This window comes from Gemmatirosa kalamazoonensis (genome assembly GCF_000522985.1).
GTDB classification, from domain to species: domain Bacteria; phylum Gemmatimonadota; class Gemmatimonadetes; order Gemmatimonadales; family Gemmatimonadaceae; genus Gemmatirosa; species Gemmatirosa kalamazoonensis.
Genome location: NZ_CP007129.1, coordinates 361,542 through 379,509, shown reverse-complemented (window position 1 = coordinate 379,509; position 17,968 = coordinate 361,542). Strand labels below are relative to the sequence as shown.

The following is a 17,968-nucleotide window of genomic DNA, read 5'->3' as shown; positions in this document are numbered from 1 at the left end:
GGGTTCGCGCCGGCGTCGTGGCGAGCGCGGTGTCGACGCCGCGTATTGCACGCGACACGACCACGCGACGACCCCTTCCCGACCGGAGGTCCACGGATGCGCGCCACCGTCCTGTGCCTGTGCGCCATGCCCCTCTTCAGCGCGACACCCACGCCGCCGCCCGCATCGGCGCGCCTGCCGGAATGCCGTGCCGCGGCGGCCGACACCGTCGACGTGCCGCTCGGCTCCCCGCTGGTCTCCGGGGAGCACATGTCGGCGTTCACGACGCACCTCGCCGTCACGCGCGTGACCGCGACCGGCGAGGCGCCGCAGCAGGACGGGACGAACGCCATCTCGTTCGCGGACTCCGGGGGCGTGCGGCTCGTGCGCGTGCGGAGCCTCTCGCGCGTCACGACGCCTAACGGCCCGGCCGACGTGCGCGTGGACTTCGCGTTCGACCGCCGCTCGCTCGCGCTGCGCGAGATGCGCTCCACGTCGCCGCGCGGCGAGATGCGGCTGCGCGCCGAGTCGGATGCGGTCGACGTGACGATGCCGACGCCGGCCGGTCCCCGCTCGGCGCGCCTCGTGCTCTCGACGCCGGGGTTCTACGCGCCATGGTCCGACTTCGTCGTCGAGGAGCTGCCGCACGTGCTCGGGCGCACGTACCGGCTGCGCCTCTGGCAGCCGGCGCCGGGCCCCGACGGCCCGACGCTGCGCGAGGAGACGCACCTCTACACGTTCGCCGCGCGCGAGGACGTGGAGGTGTTCGGGCGCACCCAGGCGCGGGCCTGGGTCGTCGAGGACCACGGTGCCGACGGCGCGCTGCTCGGCCGCATGTGGATCGTGGACGGCGCGCCGAAGCTCGTGCGGTGGACGATCCTCAACTCCGACGGCAGCTCGGTGCGGATCGATCAGGAGCTCGCGCGCGAGCCGTGAAGCCGCGTGACGCGCAGCGCGTCGTCACGAGAACGGATTCCCGATCGAGAGCTCCGGAAAGAGGGAGAAGTCGCGGTCGCGCGTGAGCAGCGTCTCCGCGCCGTGCGCGACACAGATCGCGGCGACGCGCGCGTCATGGATGATGGGACCTCGTACGCGTGGGCGGCGGGCGAATCCGCCGAGCAGCTGCACGAAGTCGGAGGTCTCACCGAGCAGCCGCACCGAGGGAGAGCCGAGCCACGCCTCGACCTGTGCCCATGCCTCGTTCGGAGTGCTCGCGCTTTCCTTCCAGATGCGCGGATTGGTGACGACGCTGAAGAACTCGTACACGCACGGCCACGGGATCCCCCACGGCTGGGCGCCCTCGGCGAGGTCGCGCAGCAGCGCAAACGCGGCGGCGTGCTCGGCGGTCTCTCGCCGGTGCGCGTAGACGAGCACGTTGGTGTCGACGGCGATCACGCGCGCGGCTCGCCGTAGATCTCGGCGCGCAGATCCTGCCAGGACAGTGCGTCCAACGGATTCTCGCCGCCCGCGCGGCCCACGCTCCGGTCGGGAAGCCGGTAGCGGACGGCAGCCGACTCTTCGTGGAGCACCCGACGCAAACCGTCCTCGATGATCGCACGGAGCGGCTTGCCGACCTTCTGCGCGTGGCGTTTGGCCCGAGCCAACAGGGCGTCCGAGATGTCCACCGTCGTCTTCATGGTATGCATACTACCCATATCGGCGAGTATGGGCAATCCATATCACCCGCCGCGCGCGCCGGTCGCGGCCCGCGGTTTCGTGCGGTTCGTCACGTCGCCGCGGCGGAGCGCTTGACGACCGAGCCGGCGCGCCGCATATCCCTAGCTAGCTTACCTAGCTAGGTAGGTATCGCGTGCCACGACAGAAGAACGACATCCTCCAGGGGACGCTGACGCTCCTCGTCCTCCGCGCGCTCGAGGCGGCGGGGCCGCTGCACGGCTACGCCATCACCCAGCACATCCAGCGCGTCTCCGCGGACCTGCTGCGCGTCGAGGAAGGCTCGCTCTACCCCGCCCTCCACCGCATGGAGGACGAGGGATGGGTGCGCTCGTCGTGGGGCACGACGGAGAAGAACCGCCAGGCGCGGTTCTACGCGCTCACGCCGAAGGGGCGCCGGCAGCTCGACGCGGAGCGCGAGAGCTGGGAGCGGCTCACCGAGGGCGTCGGCCGGGCGCTCCGCTACACCTGACGGACGAGGACACCGCCATGGCCTGGTATCGTCGGCTGTTCACCGTCGCGCGCGCCGGACGACGCGCGCGCGAGTTCGAGCGCGAGCGCGCGTTCCACCTGGCCGAGCGTGCCGACGAGCTGCGCGCCGCCGGCCTCGCGCCGCACGCCGCCGCGGCCGAGGCGCGGCGACGCTTCGGCAACCCCGCGGTTCCCCGCGGGCCGAGCGTCGCGACGTGGCTCGAGTCGGCGGCCGGCGACGCGCGGCGCGCCGCCCGCTCGCTCCGCCGCTCGCCGCTGTTCGCGCTCGTCGCCGTCGGCTCCATCGCGTTAGGCATGGGCGCCACGACGGCGATCTACTCGCTGCTCGACGCCGTGTCGCTGCGCGCGCTCCCCGTACCGCACCCCGACGAGCTGCTGCAGGTGGGCACCGCCGACCGCTCCCGGGGCGGCGTCCGCGAGGTCCCGTTCGGCAACCAGTTCTTCACGAACCCGTTGTGGGAGGCGCTGCGCGACCGGCCCAACGGGTTCGCGTCGGTCGCCGCGTACGGCACCGGCCGCGTGAACCTCGCCCCCGCCGGCGAGGCGCGGTGGGCCACGCTCGCGTTCGTGAGCGGCGACTACTTCCGCCTGTTCGGCGTCGCGCCGGAGGTCGGCCGCCTGTTCTCGAAGCGCGACGACGTACGCGGCTGCCCCGCGGTGGCGGTGCTCGGGCACGCGTTCTGGCAGCGCACGTACGCCGGCGATCGCCACGTCGTCGGCCGCACGATCTCGCTCGACGGCACGCCGTTCGAGATCGTGGGCGTGACGCGCGCCGGGTTCACGGGCCCCGAGGTGGGACGCGTGCCGCAGGTGCTCGTACCGCTGTGCGCCGAGGCGGCGATGCGCCGCGACCAGTCGTGGCTCGACGCGCGGAGCACGTGGTGGCTCGCCATCATCGGACGCCGTGCGTCCGACGTGAGCCCCACCACCGTCGCTGCGCGGCTGCAGGCGATCGCCGCCGACGTCTACGGGACTACCGTGCCGTCGCAGTGGGGCGTATCGCAGCAGCGCGAGTACGCGTCGCGCACGTTCGCCGTCGCGCCGGTGCCGCGTGGCCTGTCGGAGCTCCGCTCGCGCTTCGGCCGCGCGCTCGCCGCGCTCATGGCGTTCGTCGCGCTCGTGATGGTCATCGCGTGCGTGAACGTCGCGAACCTGTTGCTCGCCCGCACCGCGGCGCGGCGTCACGAGCTCGCGGTGCGCCTGGCCATCGGCGCCGAGCGCGCGCGGCTCGTGCGCCAGCTGCTCGCCGAGAGCGTGCTGCTCGCCGTCTCCGGCGCGGCGACGGGTCTGCTCGTCGCGCGCTGGGGCGCGGCGGCGCTCGTCGCGATGATCTCGACGCCGCGCGACACGGTGGAGCTGGACCTCGCGCTGAACGGCCGGCTCCTCGCCTTCGCCGCGCTCGCGGCGACGGCGACTCTCGTGATCTTCGGCGTGCTCCCCGCGTGGCGCGGGTCGCGCGTCGCGCCCCAGTCGGCGATGCGGGGCGCGGGACGCGGCGTCGCCGAGGGGCATTCGCGCTTCACCACCGCGAAGATGCTCGTCGCGGCGCAGGTCGCGCTCTCGCTCGTGCTGCTCGTCGCCGCTGGCCTGCTCGTCGGGTCGCTGCGCAAGCTGGCGACCGAGGACCCGGGCTTCCGCCCCGACGGCGTGCTGATCGTCAGGAGCGACCTCCGGCAGACCGGTCTGCCGGAGGAGCGGCTCGGCGCGCTGCGCGAGGCGCTGCTTGCGGCGCTGCGCGCGGTCCCGGGCGCGGCCGACGCAAGCGCGTCGGAGATGACGCCGATCGGCGACAGCGCGTGGAACGAGGATCTGGTCATCGACGGCTACACGCCGAAGAGCCCGGAGGACGCGCTGGTGTGGTTCAACAGCGTGACCCCGCACTACTTCGCGACGATGCGCACGCGGCTGCTGCTCGGCCGCGACTTCGACGCGACCGACCGCCAGGGCGCGCCGCGCGTGGTGATCGTGAACGAGGCGTTCGTGCGGAAGTTCTTCGGCGCGGCGAGCCCGCTCGGGCGCCACCTCGGCCGGCGGATGGGGGACACGATGTCGGCGCCATTCACCATCGTGGGCGTGGTGGAGAACGCGAAGTACCGCACGCTGCGCGAGGACCCCAGCCCCACGGTGTACGTCGCGATGACGCAGGAGCATCTCTCGAGCGCCGTGCTGACGGCGGAGCTGCGCGCTGCGGGCGACGGGGCCGACGCGGCGGCGCTCGCCCCGGCGGCGCGGGCGGCGGTCGCGCGCGTCGACCCGCGCGTCGTCGTCGAGTTCCGGACGCTCTCGGGGCAGGTGGCGTCGTCGATCAGCCGCGAGCGGCTGCTCGCCGTGCTCTCGGCCGTCTTCGGCGCCGTGGCGCTCGCGCTCGCGACGCTCGGGCTCTATGGGGTGATGGCGTATTCCGTGACGCGGCGGACGACGGAGATCGGCGTGCGGCAGGCGTTAGGCGCCGACCGCGCGCGCGTGGTGCGCATGGTCCTCGCCGACGTCGGCCGCGTGGTGGTCGTGGGCGCGATCGTCGGCGCGGCGGCGGCGGCGCCCGTCGGGCGGTTCATGGAGTCGCTGCTCTTCCGCACGCGCCCCGTGGAGCCGCTCGTGATCGCCGGCGCGGCGGCGCTGCTCGCGCTCGTCGCGCTCGTGGCGGGGCTCGTGCCGGCGCGCCGGGCGTCGCGCGTCGCGCCGATGACCGCGCTGCGCGAGGAGTGAGAGCGCATGACCTGGCTCCGTCGGCTGCTCCGCGTCGTCCGCCGCCGCTCGGCGGAGTTCGAGCGCGAGCGCGCGTTCCACCTCGCCGAGCGCGCCGACGAGCTGCGCGCGGCGGGGCTGGCGGAGCGGGACGCGGCGGCCGAGGCGCGGCGCCGCTTCGGCAATCCGATGCCGCCGACGAGCCTCGGCACGTGGCTCGATTCGGCGGCCGACGACCTCCGATACACGGTGCGCGCGCTGCGTCGGTCGCCGGTCTTCGCCGTCGTCGCGGTCGGCTCGCTGGCGCTCGGCACCGGCGCGAACACCGCGATCTTCTCGCTCGTCGATGCCGTGTCGCTGCGCGCGCTTCCCGTACCGCATCCCGAGGAGCTGCTGCAGGTCGGCGTCGCGCACGTCGGCGAGGGCGGCTTCGTCGGCGTGCAGCCGGACGACGAGCGCTTCAGCAACCCGCTGTGGGAGCAGCTGCGCGATCGGCCTAACGGCTTCGCCGCCGTGGCCGCGTACGGCAACCTTCGCGTGAACCTCGCCGAGGAAGGCGAGGCACGCTACGCGCTCGGCGCGGTCGTGAGCGGCGACTACTTCCGGCTGTTCGGCGTCGTGCCGGCGCTCGGGCGCCTGTTGGGCGCACGCGACGACGTGCGCGGCTGCCGCCCGGTGGCGGTGCTGAGCGACCGGTTCTGGGAGCGCGAGTATGCGCGCGACCCGCGCGTCGTCGGTCGCACACTGTCGCTCGACGGCAAGCGGTTCGAGATCGTCGGCGTGGCGCGCGGGCCGTTCAGCGGCCCGGAGGTCGGGCGCATGCCGCAGTTCCTCGTGCCGCTGTGCGCCGAGGCCGTGGTGCGCGGCGAGCGCTCGCGGCTCGACGCACGGAGCGACTGGTGGCTCTACGTCATCGGGAGGCGCCCGCACGACGTCGACCCGCGGCAGATCGCGGCGCGTCTCGTGGCGATGGCGCCCGCATCGTATGCCGCCACGCTGCCGCGCGGCGCGGGGACGGCGCAGCGGCAGAGCTATCTGACGCACACGTTCAGCCTCGGCGCGCTCCCGCGCGGCCTCTCCAGCCTGCACGATCGCTTCGGCCGCGCGCTCGTCGCGCTGATGACGTTCGTCGCGCTCGTGCTGCTGATCGCGTGCGCGAACGTGGCGAACCTGCTGCTCGCGCGCGGCGCCGGCCGCCGGCGCGAGCTCGCGGTGCGTGCCGCGCTCGGCGCCGGACGCGGGCGGCTCGCGCGGCAGCTGCTCACCGAGAGCGCGCTGCTCGCCGCGTTGGGCGCCGCGGGCGGGCTGCTGCTCGCGCGGTGGGGCGCGTCCGCGCTCGTCGGGATGATCACGATACCGGGCGGCCGCGTGGAGCTCGACCTGCCGCTCGACCTGCGGCTGCTCGCCGTCACCGCGCTCGTCGCCGCGGGGACCGTCGCGCTGTTCGGCGTGCTCCCCGCGCGCCGTGCGACGCGCGTCGCGCCGCAGACGGCGATGCAGCGCGCGGGGCGTACGGTGGCCGAGGGGCACTCGCGCTTCACGCTCGGCAAGGCGCTCGTCGGCGCGCAGGTCGCGCTGTCGCTCGTGCTGCTCGTCGCGGCAGGGCTGCTCGTCGGATCGCTGCGGCGGCTCGCGACCGAGGACCCCGGCTTCCGGCCCGACGGCGTGCTCCTCGTCACCGCCGACCTGCGGCGAGGCGGCGCGCCGCCGGGCCAGCTCGGCGCCTACCGCGACGCGCTGCTCGAGGCGCTGCGCGCGGTGCCCGGCGTGGCGGACGCGAGCCAGTCGCACGTCACGCCGGTGAGCGGCGACCGGTGGAACGACGTGGTCGTCGTCGACGGCTACACGCCGCGCGATCCGGACAACGCGCAGATCCTGTTCAACCGCGTCGCGCCGCGCTTCTTCGCCACGTTAGGCACCCGGCTTCTCGCCGGACGCGACTTCGACGCGACCGACGCGCCGACGGCGCCTCGCGCGGCGATCGTGAACGAGGCGTTCGCGCGACGGTTCTTCCGCACCCCGCGCCCGCTGGGCCGCCAGCTCCGAACCCGCGTCGGCGACACGCTGTCGGCACCGCTCACCGTGGTCGGCGTCGTGGAGAACGCGAAGTATCAGACGCTGCGCGAGGAGCCCGGCCCGATCGTCTACGTCGCGATGGCCCAGGGCGAGCCGGGCGTCACGATGAACGCCGAGCTGCGGACGACCGGCGATCCGGCGTCGCTGGTCCCCGCGGTGCGCGCGGCGATCGCACGGCTCGATCCGCGCATCGTCGTCGAGCTCACCACGCTCTCCGACCAGCTCGCGGCGTCGGTGAGCCGCGAGCGGCTGCTCGCGGTGCTCTCGGCGGTGTTCGGCGCCGTGGCGCTCGCGCTCGCGATGCTCGGGCTCTATGGGGTGATGGCGTACTCGGTCGCGCGGCGCACGACGGAGATCGGCGTGCGGCAGGCGCTGGGCGCCGACCGTGTGCGTGTCGTGCGCATGGTGCTCGGCGACGTCGGGCGGGTCGTGCTGGTGGGCGCGCTCGTCGGGACGGCGGCGGCGGCGCTCGTGGGACGAGAGATGGCGTCGCTCCTGTTCCACACCCGGCCGGTCGAGCCGGCGGTGCTCGCGGGGGCGGCGGCGGTGCTCGCACTCGTCGCGCTCGTGGCGGGGCTCGTGCCGGCGCTGCGCGCGTCGCGCGTCGCGCCGACGGCGGCGCTGCAGGAGGAATGAGCGCAGCGCACGGCGCCTAACGGCTCGCGGCGCCGGCGACGAGGTCCGCGTACTCGTGGTGCCGCCGGATGAACGCGGCGACGAACGGACAGAACGGCCGCACGCGGAGCCCGCGCCGCCGGGCGTCGTCGAGCGCGAAGCGGGCGAGCGCGCTGGCCACCCCGTGCCCCTCGAGCGCGGGCGGCACCTCGGTGTGCGTGAACACGATCGCGCCGTCGTGAAGCTGGTAGTGGAGCGTGCCGATGGCGTCGACGTCGGCCACGTGCGCCTCGTAGCGCTGCGCATCGGGCGCGTCGAGGACGGTGGGGACGAGCGCGGGGGCGTCGGACATGGTCGGAAGGTGGCCCCGCGATCTCGCCGTTGACAGGATGCGAAAACCTTCGCACTTTCCCCTTACCTGGGAATGGGAGAGGCGAATGGCGCAGAACGCGATGGACCTGCTGCAGGGGACCCTGGACGTCCTCATCCTCCGCACGCTGGCCTGGCAGTCGATGCACGGCTACGCCGTCTCGCGCTGGATCCGCGAGCGCACCGACGGGGCGCTCGACATCCAGGACGCGCCGCTCTACAAGGCGCTCCACCGTCTGGAGCACGACGGCTCGGTGACCGCGTCGTGGGGTGTGTCCGAGAACAATCGCCGCGCGCGCTACTACGAGCTCACCCCGCGCGGCCGTCAGCGGCTCGGTGCCGAGGAGGCGACCTGGCGCCGCTACGCCGAGGCGGTCTTCCGCGTGCTCGAGCCGACCTGAGGGCGTCCCGCGCATGCGACGCTCCTTCCACCTCCCCTCGCGCTCCGCGCGCGACATCCGCGAGGACGTCGACGCCGAGCTGCGGTTCCACCTCGACGCCCGCGCGGAGGACCTCGTCGCCCGCGGGCTCTCCCCGGCCGCGGCGCGCGCGCAGGCGCTGCAGGAGTTCGGCGACGTGAACGACGCCCGAGACTACATGCGGTCGATGGACAACCGCACCGAGAGCGACCGCCGCCGCCGCGGCTCGCTCGCCGACCTCGCGCAGGACGTGCGCTACGCGGTGCGCACGCTCGTCGCCGCGCCGCTGTTCACGCTCACCGCGGTCGTCACGCTCGCGTTGGGCATCGGAGCGAACGTCGCGATCTTCTCCGTCGTGCACGGCGTGCTGCTCCGCCCGCTCCCGTTCCCCGATCCGCAGCAGCTCTATCGCGTGTGGTCGGCGAACAAGACCGACGACGTCATGGAGTCGCAGGTCTCGCCGGTCGACATCGACGACTTCCGCGCGCAGCGGCGGCAGATCGCGGACCTCGGCGGGTGGTTCTACCAGAGCAACATGGGCTCCGGCGTCGACCTCACGGGGCGCGGCAACCCGAAGCGGCTCGAGGCGGTCTACGTCTCGGCGGGCTTCTTCTCGACGCTCGGCGTGCCGGCGCTCGTCGGCCGGTGGCCGCGGCAGGAGGAGCTGGTGCGCGGGGGGCAGCTGCACGTCGCGGTGCTGTCGCACGGCTTCTGGCAGCGCGAGTTCGCCGGCGCGCGCTCGGTCGTCGGCCAGTCGGTCACGCTCGACGGGCAGCCGTACGAGGTGATCGGCGTCATGCCGCCGTCGTTCGAGTTCCCGGCGCGGCAGACGGAGATCTATCTCCCGTACGACGTCATCCCCGACGGGGGCATCCCGCGCATCCGACCCAACCGCCTGCTCGGCGTCGTCGCGCGCGCGAAGCCGGGCGTGAGCGGCACCGCCGTCACCGCGGAGCTGAACGCGATCGCCCGCCGGCTCGCGCAGCAGTATCCGGAGAACGCGCAGTGGGACGCCGTCACGGTGAAGCCGTTGCACGAGGCGATCACGGGCAAGATGCGCACGCCGCTGCTCGTGTTGCTGGGCGCCGTCGGCTTCGTGCTGCTCATCGCGTGCGTGAACGTGGCGAGCCTGTTGCTCGCGCGCGCCGTCGCCCGCTCGCGCGAGATCGCGCTGCGCGCCGCGCTCGGCGCGGGCCGCGGGCGCATTGTGCGGCAACTGCTCACCGAGAGCGTGGTGCTGTCGCTCGCCGGCGGCGTGGCGGGCATCCTCGTGGCGTGGGGCGCGCTCGCGCTCATCCGCGCGCAGAGCGCCGATCAGCTCCCGCGTCTCGCCGAGGCGGGGCTGCACGGACCGGTGCTCGCGTTCGCGTTAGGCCTGTCGCTCGTCACCGGCCTGCTGTTCGGGCTCGTGCCGGCGGTGCGGCTCGCGACGAGCGGCCTGCAGGAGACGCTGCGCGCCGGCGGCCGCGGGCTGACGGGCGGCGAGGGGCAGCGCCTGCGCGACGGGCTCGTCGTCGCCGAGGTCGCGCTCGCGCTCGTGCTCGCGGTGGGCGCGGGGCTGATGACGCGCAGCTTCGTGACGCTGCTCAGCGTCGACCCGGGGTTCAAGCCGGACCATCTCGTCGCGGTGACGGTCAACGTCAGCTACGACAAGTACGGCAAGGGCGCCGAGGAGTTCGCGCACCGCATGCTCGAGGCGATCCGCGCGACGCCCGGTGTGATCTCCGCGGGTGCGGCGAAGGACGCGCCGCTGCGCGGCCTCGGCGAGGCCGCAAAGATCCCGCTCTACGGCGGCCGCGGCGACAGCGCGCAGGTCGCGATCAACTACATCAGCGACGACTACTTCAAGACGCTCGGTACGCCGATCCTCGAGGGGCGCGAGTACGCGACGCAGGACGACTCGGCGAGCGCGGTCGGCTTCATCGTGAACCAGGCGTTCGTCCGCAAGTACTTCCCCGGCCAGCACCTCGCGGGACGGGCGATCCGGTTCGGGCGCGGCGACCCGACGCCGATCCTGGGCGTGGTCGGCGACATCCGGCAGGAGTCGATGGACAAGCCCGCGACGCCGACGATCTACATCAACTACCGCAGGAACGGGCGGGTGCGGCACACGGTGGTCGTGCACACGCGCGGCGAGCCGCTCGCGATGGTGCGCCCGATCCAGCAGACGATCTGGTCGCTCGACAAGGACCAGTCGATGGGCGCGGTGTTCACGTTCGACCAGGCGATCGGCGACTCGGTGGCCCGTCCGCGGCTGCTGCTCGTGCTGTTGGGCGCGTTCGGCGTGCTCGGCCTCGGGCTCGGCGCGTTAGGCATCTACGGCGTGCTGGCGTACCTCGTGAGCCAGCGCCCGCGCGAGATCGGCGTGCGCCTCGCGCTCGGCGCGAAGCCGAGCGACGTGTCGGGGATGATCGTGAAGCGCGGGCTCGCGCTCGCCGGCATCGGCGTCGTGCTCGGCGTCGTCGGCGCGCTCGCGTTGAACCGCGTGATCGCCGGAGTGCTCTACGGCGTCGCGTCCACCGACCCGGCGACGTTCGTCGGCGTGTCGGTCATCCTGCTCGGCGTCGCGACGCTCGGCAGCTGGCTGCCGGCGCGGCGCGCGGCGATCGTCGATCCGGCGGTGACGCTGCGCACGGACTGATCGTTCGAGCCGCAGAGGGCGCAGAGGGCCGCAGAGAACATCAACAGCAATACTTGGGGATGAAAGGATCTCAGGATCCTAAGACTCCTCTCATCCCCAGATCTTTTTGCTGTTCGAAGAGGCAGTCCTCGGCGGCCCTCTGCGTCCTCGGCGGTTCCATTCTGGGACAGGCTTTAACGCCGGCCGTCCGCGGTGCGTAGGAATGGGAATCCCTCACCCTTCCACGCCCGCATGAAGACGCTCCTCCTCGCCTCCGTCGCCCTGCTCTCCGTGGGCACGAGCCTCACGCAGCCGAAACCGAAGAAGCCCGCCAAGTCGGCCGCGAAGCCCGTGCGTCTCCGCTACGTCGTCGCGCCCGCGGGCAACGAGGCGCGCTACCGCGTGCGCGAGCAGCTCGCGGGATTCGACCTGCCCAACGACGCCGTCGGCGTCACGCACGACATCACGGGCCGCCTCGTCGTCGAGTCGGACGGGAAGGTCGTGAAGGACAGCTCGCGGATCGTCGTGCTGCTCACGAACCTGAAGAGCGACAAGTCGCGCCGCGATGGCTTCCTGCAGCGGCGCACGCTCGAGACCGAGAAGTACCCGCAGGTGGAGCTCGTGCCGACGACGTTCGACGGGCTCGCGGCCCCGATCGCCGCGGGCGCGACGAAGACGTTCTCGCTCGTCGGGGACTTCACCGTGCACGGCGTGACGCACCCGACGACGTGGCAGGTCACGGCGCGCGCCGACGGCAGGGACGTCGTCGGCACGGCGAGGACCGCGTTCACGTTCAAGGACGTGGGGCTCGACCAGCCGCGCGTGCCGGTGGTGCTCAGCGTGGCGGACACGATCAAGCTCGAATACGACTTCCGCTTCACGCCGGACACCGTGCGCTGACGCCGGCACCGAGCTCGTCCGCTGTCCGTCCCGTCGACCATTTCGCGAATCGCCGGCGATCGGTATCGTCGTGACGCTTCTCGTCGCAGGCCACCTCAGCGCAGGAGATCCACATGGCCGACAACCAGGACAGGGCGCAGCTGCTGAGCCACGAGGAGATCGTGAAGCACTTCCTCGGCGCGAAGGCCGTGGACTTCAACGCACTCGGCAAGTTCGTCGCGAACTTCGGCGAATCCATCGTCATCTCGGGCCGTGGCGACTACGGCGTACGCTTCGGGCATTACAACATCCTCGCCTGCTTCAACATCGGGCCGCCGGTCTTCAACGGGGCCGACATCGCGCGCAGCGGCATCGCGTCCGAGGTGCTGGGCCGTTAGGCAGCCGCGCGTAGCCATCGTTGCTTCCGTTCCCCACCGAGCCGGCATGCGACCAGAGCTGCCGGCTCGGTGTTCTCGTTAGGCCCTCCCGCGACCCGCCCCGTGGGACACGCTCCGCTCTCCCCGCCCGTCGCATGGCCGCGCGACGATCTCGTGCGGCGTGTATGCCTGGCGTTCGACATCGCGAAGCGCGCGCTCGCCGTGCTCGCGCAGGACGGCTACCGCGACGAGCAGGAGCCCGACGGCAGCTTCGGGCCGGACAAGCCGTTCGCCGAGACGGCGATGCTGCTCCACGTCGCGGCCGCGGCGCGCGACGAGCCCGCGGTCGACGCGGGGGTCGCGGAGCTCGGCGCGCTGCTCGCCCGGCTCGCGCGCTCGCATCGCACGGCGTGCGCGATCGCGCTGCACCCGACGATCTGCTTCCAGCTCGCGATGCCCCACCTGCTGTTGCGCCGACTGGGGCTGCGCGACGAACGCTTCGATCGTCTGCTCGCGCTCAGCGCCGCGTCGCCGGCCGCCGAGGGGCGCGAGGTGGTGCCGCACCGCGCGCTCGAGCGGCTGTGGCTCCGCTCGATGTGGCGCGACGACGGCGCGCTCGACGCGGCGTTCGACGTCGCCGCATCCCTCTCGGTGCTGAACCACCCGCTGGACCTGATGTGGGGCGCGCGCGACGACGCGTACGCGCACACGCACGCGCTCATGTACGCCACCGACTTCGGGTACGCGTCGCGCACGCTGCCGCGGCCGCGCGCGCAGGTCCTCGCCGAGTCGAGCGCCCTGCTCGCGCGCAGCCTCCTCGTCGAGGACTACGATCTGACGGCGGAAGTGCTCATGGCATGGCCGCTCACGGGCGCGTCGTGGAGCCCGGCGGCCGCGTTCGGGTTCCGCACGCTCGCGGAGCTCGAGGACACGGTCGGCTTCCTTCCCGCGAAGCACGGCACGCCGGAGAAGTTCCTCACGTTGACCGGCCACGAGCGCACGAAGTACGCGCTCGCCGCGGCGTACCACACGGCGTTCGTCATGGGCATGCTGTGCGCGCTCGGCCTGCGGCCCGAACACGCGCCGCCGGCCACCATCGATGGGCGGCCGGCGTCGGACGCGCTGATCGACGAGCTGTCGGACAGCATCGCGGAGGTCGAGACGCCGTGGCGGCAGACGTTCCGGCGACTCGCGCGTGAAGAACGGTGCGCGCTCGCGCCGTTCCTGCTCGACCTCGCGCTGCTCGACCGCGGCCGGCGTCACGACTACGCCGCGGTGGCACGTCTGCTCGGCCTCGCCGTGCAGCACGACCTCGCCGACACGCCGCTCTGCGCGCAGGCGGCGGAGTTGCTGGGCCGGGTCGCCGCGTGCGCGGAGGCATGGTGAGTGTGTCGCGGGACGCGGCGGCGGAGTTAGTGGGATGCATCCCACGATGGAGATCCGCCGCGCATGCTCGTCCCGTCCCTGCTCGCGCTCGCCCTACCGGGCCGACCGCCGACGCGATCCGATGACGTCCCCACGGTCGTCGCGGTCCGCGCCCGCCACGCGCCTGACGTCGACGGCCGGCTCGACGACGCGGCGTGGCGCGACGCGCCCGCGGTCACGGCGTTCCGGCAGGCGAACCCCGACCAGGGCGCGCCGGCGACGCGTCCCATGGCGCTGCGCATCGTCTACGACGACGCCGCGCTCTACGTCGGCGCGCGGCTCGACGACGGCGGCCCCGCCGAGCGCCGCGCCATGCTCACGCGCCGCGACGGATCGTCGCCGAGCGACGAGCTCACGATCGCGCTGGACACGTATCACGACCATCAGACGGCGGCCGTCTTCAGCGTCAATCCGTTAGGCGTCCGCTCCGACCGCCTCACGGGGAACGACCAGGCGTTCGGCGACGACAGCTGGGACCCGGTGTGGCAGGCGGCCGTGCGGCAGGACGCGGGCGGGTGGACGGTGGAGATGCGCATCCCGCTCTCGCAGCTGCGGTTCCCGCCGCGCGAGGCGCAGACGTGGGGGATCAACGTCTTCCGCACGCTCACCGCGCGGAACGAGAGCGACGCGCTCGTCGTCGTGCCGCAGACGGAGCAGGGCTTCGCGTCGCGGTTCGCGCATCTCGTCGGCGTGCGCGGCGTGCCGCAGCCGAAGCGCGTGGAGCTGCTGCCCTACGTGCGCGCGCAGGTCGACGCGCACCGCGCGCGCCCCGGCGATCCGTTCTTCGACGGCCGCGCGCGCAGCGAGGCCGGGGGCGTGGACGTGAAGTACGGCGTGACGTCGAACCTCACGCTCGATGCGACGGTGAACCCCGACTTCGGCCAGGTGGAGGCCGACCCCGCGCAGCTCAACCTCACCGTGTTCGAGCCGTTGTTCGAGGAGCGGCGGCCGTTCTTCGTCGAGGGCGCGTCGATCTTCCAGTTCGGCGCGGGCGGCTTCGGCAGCACCGGGTCGCTGTTCTACTCGCGCCGCATCGGCCGCGCACCGACGCTGTCACCCGACCTCGCGCGCGCCGGCGACGCGGAGACGTTCACCGACGTGCCGAGCGCATCGCCGATCCTCGGCGCCGCGAAGCTGAGCGGCAAGCTCGCGCGCGGCACGTCGATCGGCCTGCTGCAGGCGGAGACCGGGCGCGTGTTCGCGCGCGTCGCCGCGGGGCCGGTGCGATACGGCGACGAGGTCGAGCCGCGCGCGCACTACACGGTCGCGCGGCTGCGCCAGGACTTCCGCGGCGGCCAGACCACCGTCGGCGCGATCTACACGCGCGCCGCGCGCGACCTGCGCTCGGCGCGGCTCGACTCGCTGTTCCGGCGCGAGGCAGACGCGTTAGGCGTCGACTGGCAGCACCGGTGGTCGCGCAGCCGGTACATCCTCACCGGGAACGCGGTGTGGAGCCGCATCGCCGGGTCGCCGACGGCGATCGTCGCCGCGCAGACGTCGAGCGCGCGCTACTACCAGCGCCCCGACCAGCACTACCTGCGCCTCGACTCCACGGCGACGGCGCTCGACGGCGGCACGGCGACGGCGAGCCTCGTCTACTCGGGCGCGAGCGGCTTCGGATGGCGCGTGCAGGGCGCGCTCACGACGCCCGGCTACGAGCTGAACGACCTCGGGTACCTGCAGCAGGCCGACGCGCGCAGCACGCTCGCGCGCGTGAGCTGGGGGACGCCGAAGCCGACGCGCCGCTTCCGTCAGATCGCGACCGAGCTCGTGGCGCTGGCCAGCTGGAACAACGGCGGCGAGCGCACGGGCGCGTCGGCGAACCTCAACGTCGTCGCGCAGCTCCAGAGCCACTGGGTCGTGTTCGGGAGCATCGCGCGCGGCCTGTCGTCGATCACACCGGTGCCGACGCGCGGCGGTCCGTCGGTGCTGCAGACCGCGTCGCGGTCCGGGTACCTCTCGGTGTCGAGCGACGAGCGCCGCGCCCTGTCGTTCTCGACGGCCTGGATCCGCTATCTCAGCGAGGCGGGGACGAGCGGGAGCACGCTCGACGGCTCGCTCACGTGGCGCCCGACGACGGCGGTGGAGCTGAGCGCGGGGCCGAGCTGGAGCCGCAGCCGTACGGTGGGCTACCTCGTCGCGCGCGTGCCCGACACGCTCGCCACGAGCACGTTCGGCGCGCGCTACGTCTTCGGTCCGCTCGCGCAGTCGACGCTCTCGGCGTCCCTGCGCGCGAACGTGACGTTCACGCCGGCGCTGTCGCTGCAGCTCTACGCGGAGCCGTTCACCTCGGGCGCGTCGGTGTCCGAGCTGCGCGAGCTGCGGCGCCCCGGCACGTCGGAGATCGTGCCCTACCGCGACGACCCGAACGCCCACGTCGAGCGGCTCGCGTCGGGGGCGTTCCGCGTGACGCTCGCGCGCGACGGTCGCGTGGTGCGCGAGTTCACCGTCGACGACCCCGACGCGCGCTTCCGCTCGCTCCGCGGCAGCGCCGTGCTCCGCTGGGAATATCGTCCGGGGGCGACGCTGTTCGCGGTGTGGCAGCACGCGCGCAGCGACTACGCGACCGGCGCCCGCTACGGCGGCGCGGGGGATCTGTGGTCGCTGCTGGGCCTGCCGCCGCAGAACGTGCTGCTCGTGAAGGCGAACTACTGGCTGAGTCGTTAGGCGGGCCCGGCCCTCACGACTCCACGTACGTGGTCTGGTAGGACTGAAGAAGGACTGAAGAAGGACTGAAGAAGGACCAACAACAAAGACGTTGTGTTTGGTCCTGCTTCAGTCCCTCTTCAGTCCTCCTTCAGTCCTCAATAAACACGTACGTGGAGTCCAGGACGAGCGCGCACGAGGACGCGACACTCACATGCGCGGCTTCGCGCACGTGCCGCCGCCGGGCAGCTGCGGCGAGGGACGTCGGCGCAGCGCCTCGATCTCGGCGGCCTCGCGCGGCACGCCGGCGGAGAGCCACTCGACGCCGGTCGCCGTCACCGCGTAGTCGTCCTCGATGCGCACGCCGACGTTGCGATAGCGGTCCATCACCGGACGCAGGCGCGCGACGAGCGCGCGGTTGCGCGGCGTGTCGGGCAGGCCGTCGAGGATCGCGGGGTTGACGTAGATCCCCGGCTCCACGGTGAACACGTCGCCCGGCGCGAAGTTGCCCGGTGCGTCGTAGTACTGAGCCGGGTCGTGCACCTCGAGGCCGATGCCGTGCCCGCCGAAGCCGTGCCACGCGTACAACCCGATCTGCGGACACCCCGCGGGCGGGCAGCGGTTCGGCGACGGTGCGTCGTACGTCGCGTTCGCGGAGTCGATGAGGCCGAGCCGCGCGAGCCCAGCGCCGACGACCGCGCGCCCCGAGTCGTTCGCCATGCGCACCGTGCCGCCGGGGCGGATCTGCCTGACGTACGCCGCCTGCGCCGCGAGCACGATGTCGTACACCGCGCGCTGCGCCGGCGTGAAGCGGCCGCTCACCGGCATGGTGCGCGTCACGTCCGCGCCGTAGTGGTCGAACTCCGCGGCGGCGTCGATGAGCAGCAGATCGCCGGCCTCCATCTGCCGCGCGTTGCGATCGTAGTGCAGCACGAGCGCGTTCGGTCCCGAGCCGACGATGCTGCCGTACGATGGGCGCTCGGCACCCATGCGTCGGAAGACGCCCTCCATCAGCGCCTGGATCTCGCCCTCGTTGCAGCCGGGCGCCGCGGCGCGCATCGCCTCGCGGTGCGCGGCGACGGAGATCTGCGCGGCGCGGCGCAGCAGCGCGAGCTCGGCGGGGCTCTTCCGCGCGCGCATCCGCTCCACGACGGAGTCGAGCGACACCACGCCGAGCGCGGGGCGCCCGCTGCGCAGGTGCTCGACGAAGCGCGCGCTGCGCGTGAGCGTGTCGACGGCGGCGTAGTCGATCGAGTGCACGTCCGACACGACGTACATCGGCAAGCCCGCGTCGAGCAGCGAGTCGAGCGCGCGGCGGAAGTCCGCGACGGGGCGGCCGGTCATGCCGGTGCGCTCCTGTACCTCCGTCGGCCCCACGCGCGCGCCGACGAACAGCTCCATGCGCGGGTTGCGCGGCGGCACGAACAGCGTCGCCGCGCGCGCGCCGCCGCGCTTCACGAGCAGCAGCACCGCGTCGGGCTCGTCGAAGCCGGTGAGATACATGAACGACGGGAGCTGTCGCGTCGGCGGCCAGTGCGTGACCTCGCCCGCACCGCCGAACGCGACGACGACGCCGGAGTCGATGTGCGCGAGCAGCTGGTCGCGGCGGTCCGCGTACTCACCGGCTGGGATCTGCGCGGAGAGAGTCCTCGCCGCGCTCGGGAGCGCGGCGACGAGCATCATGAGGCAGTAGGCGAGGCGGAGGCGCATGG

General features: G+C 73.2%; 14 protein-coding genes. 10 read left to right on the top strand and 4 right to left on the bottom strand.

Going from position 1 to position 17,968, the window contains the following annotated elements; translation table 11 throughout:
• Positions 1–96 precede the first annotated feature (96 nt).
• On the top strand, positions 97–915 hold the full coding sequence (locus tag J421_RS24625) for a hypothetical protein (protein WP_025413779.1): 819 nt from the start codon (positions 97–99) through the stop codon (positions 913–915).
• Positions 916–939: 24 nt separating this feature from the next.
• Here the strand turns inward: J421_RS24625 and J421_RS24620 are convergent, their stop codons facing one another.
• Positions 940–1,374 carry a type II toxin-antitoxin system VapC family toxin gene (locus tag J421_RS24620; protein ID WP_025413778.1) on the bottom strand — a complete coding sequence of 145 codons (435 nt, stop codon included), beginning with the start codon at positions 1,372–1,374 and terminating at the stop codon, positions 940–942.
• Positions 1,371–1,616 (bottom strand): DUF2191 domain-containing protein, encoded by a 246-nt coding sequence (locus J421_RS24615; RefSeq protein ID WP_148306521.1) that lies wholly within the window; start codon positions 1,614–1,616, stop codon positions 1,371–1,373. Before J421_RS24615 ends, J421_RS24620 begins: the two co-directional genes overlap by 4 nt.
• A gap of 173 nt (positions 1,617–1,789) precedes the next feature.
• Here J421_RS24615 and J421_RS24610 point away from each other — a divergent pair, with 173 nt between their 5' ends.
• From J421_RS24610 to J421_RS24600, 3 genes are read left to right on the top strand one after another with little or no spacing between them, the layout of a single operon-like run.
• Entirely contained in the window at positions 1,790–2,125 is a 336-nt protein-coding gene (locus J421_RS24610; RefSeq protein ID WP_025413776.1) for a PadR family transcriptional regulator, read from the top strand.
• Between the two features lie 17 nt (positions 2,126–2,142).
• Complete coding sequence (locus tag J421_RS24605; RefSeq protein WP_025413775.1) at positions 2,143–4,851, top strand: ABC transporter permease; 2,709 nt, start codon at positions 2,143–2,145, stop codon at positions 4,849–4,851.
• A 6-nt stretch (positions 4,852–4,857) separates the two neighbouring features.
• Positions 4,858–7,542 (top strand): ABC transporter permease, encoded by a 2,685-nt coding sequence (locus J421_RS24600; RefSeq protein ID WP_025413774.1) that lies wholly within the window; start codon positions 4,858–4,860, stop codon positions 7,540–7,542.
• Between the two features lie 16 nt (positions 7,543–7,558).
• Here J421_RS24600 and J421_RS24595 read toward each other — a convergent pair whose 3' ends face one another.
• Positions 7,559–7,873 carry a GNAT family N-acetyltransferase gene (locus J421_RS24595; RefSeq protein ID WP_025413773.1) on the bottom strand — a complete coding sequence of 105 codons (315 nt, stop codon included), beginning with the start codon at positions 7,871–7,873 and terminating at the stop codon, positions 7,559–7,561.
• Between the two features lie 85 nt (positions 7,874–7,958).
• Here J421_RS24595 and J421_RS24590 point away from each other — a divergent pair, with 85 nt between their 5' ends.
• The 6 genes from J421_RS24590 to J421_RS24565 all read left to right on the top strand — a co-directional run bounded on the left by J421_RS24590 (position 7,959) and on the right by J421_RS24565 (position 16,277).
• A complete protein-coding gene (locus J421_RS24590) occupies positions 7,959–8,291 on the top strand; it encodes a PadR family transcriptional regulator (protein ID WP_025413772.1) in 333 nt (110 codons plus the stop codon).
• 13 nt (positions 8,292–8,304) lie between these two features.
• Positions 8,305–10,950, top strand: coding sequence for an ABC transporter permease (locus J421_RS24585; protein ID WP_025413771.1), 2,646 nt, complete (start codon positions 8,305–8,307; stop codon positions 10,948–10,950).
• Between the two features lie 231 nt (positions 10,951–11,181).
• On the top strand, positions 11,182–11,829 hold the full coding sequence (locus J421_RS24580) for a YceI family protein (RefSeq protein ID WP_025413770.1): 648 nt from the start codon (positions 11,182–11,184) through the stop codon (positions 11,827–11,829).
• A gap of 113 nt (positions 11,830–11,942) precedes the next feature.
• On the top strand, positions 11,943–12,206 hold the full coding sequence (locus tag J421_RS24575; protein ID WP_025413769.1) for a hypothetical protein: 264 nt from the start codon (positions 11,943–11,945) through the stop codon (positions 12,204–12,206).
• Between the two features lie 102 nt (positions 12,207–12,308).
• Entirely contained in the window at positions 12,309–13,571 is a 1,263-nt protein-coding gene (locus tag J421_RS24570) for a DUF6895 family protein (protein ID WP_025413768.1), read from the top strand.
• A gap of 63 nt (positions 13,572–13,634) precedes the next feature.
• On the top strand, positions 13,635–16,277 hold the full coding sequence (locus J421_RS24565) for a DUF5916 domain-containing protein (protein WP_025413767.1): 2,643 nt from the start codon (positions 13,635–13,637) through the stop codon (positions 16,275–16,277).
• A gap of 189 nt (positions 16,278–16,466) precedes the next feature.
• Here J421_RS24565 and J421_RS24560 read toward each other — a convergent pair whose 3' ends face one another.
• Entirely contained in the window at positions 16,467–17,966 is a 1,500-nt protein-coding gene (locus J421_RS24560) for an aminopeptidase P N-terminal domain-containing protein (protein WP_025413766.1), read from the bottom strand.
• Positions 17,967–17,968 lie beyond the last annotated feature (2 nt).

What these genes read in the sequence shown, in the direction of transcription:
- J421_RS24625 (WP_025413779.1), top strand. Translation starts at nt 97, where the DNA reads ATGCGCGCCACCGTCCTGTGCCTGTGCGCCATGCCCCTCTTCAGCGCG.
- J421_RS24615 (WP_148306521.1), bottom strand. Translation starts at nt 1,616, where the DNA reads ATGAAGACGACGGTGGACATCTCGGACGCCCTGTTGGCTCGGGCCAAA.
- J421_RS24605 (WP_025413775.1), top strand. Translation starts at nt 2,143, where the DNA reads ATGGCCTGGTATCGTCGGCTGTTCACCGTCGCGCGCGCCGGACGACGC.
- J421_RS24600 (WP_025413774.1), top strand. Translation starts at nt 4,858, where the DNA reads ATGACCTGGCTCCGTCGGCTGCTCCGCGTCGTCCGCCGCCGCTCGGCG.
- J421_RS24595 (WP_025413773.1), bottom strand. Translation starts at nt 7,873, where the DNA reads ATGTCCGACGCCCCCGCGCTCGTCCCCACCGTCCTCGACGCGCCCGAT.
- J421_RS24590 (WP_025413772.1), top strand. Translation starts at nt 7,959, where the DNA reads ATGGCGCAGAACGCGATGGACCTGCTGCAGGGGACCCTGGACGTCCTC.
- J421_RS24585 (WP_025413771.1), top strand. Translation starts at nt 8,305, where the DNA reads ATGCGACGCTCCTTCCACCTCCCCTCGCGCTCCGCGCGCGACATCCGC.
- J421_RS24580 (WP_025413770.1), top strand. Translation starts at nt 11,182, where the DNA reads ATGAAGACGCTCCTCCTCGCCTCCGTCGCCCTGCTCTCCGTGGGCACG.
- J421_RS24575 (WP_025413769.1), top strand. Translation starts at nt 11,943, where the DNA reads ATGGCCGACAACCAGGACAGGGCGCAGCTGCTGAGCCACGAGGAGATC.
- J421_RS24565 (WP_025413767.1), top strand. Translation starts at nt 13,635, where the DNA reads ATGCTCGTCCCGTCCCTGCTCGCGCTCGCCCTACCGGGCCGACCGCCG.
- J421_RS24560 (WP_025413766.1), bottom strand. Translation starts at nt 17,966, where the DNA reads ATGCGCCTCCGCCTCGCCTACTGCCTCATGATGCTCGTCGCCGCGCTC.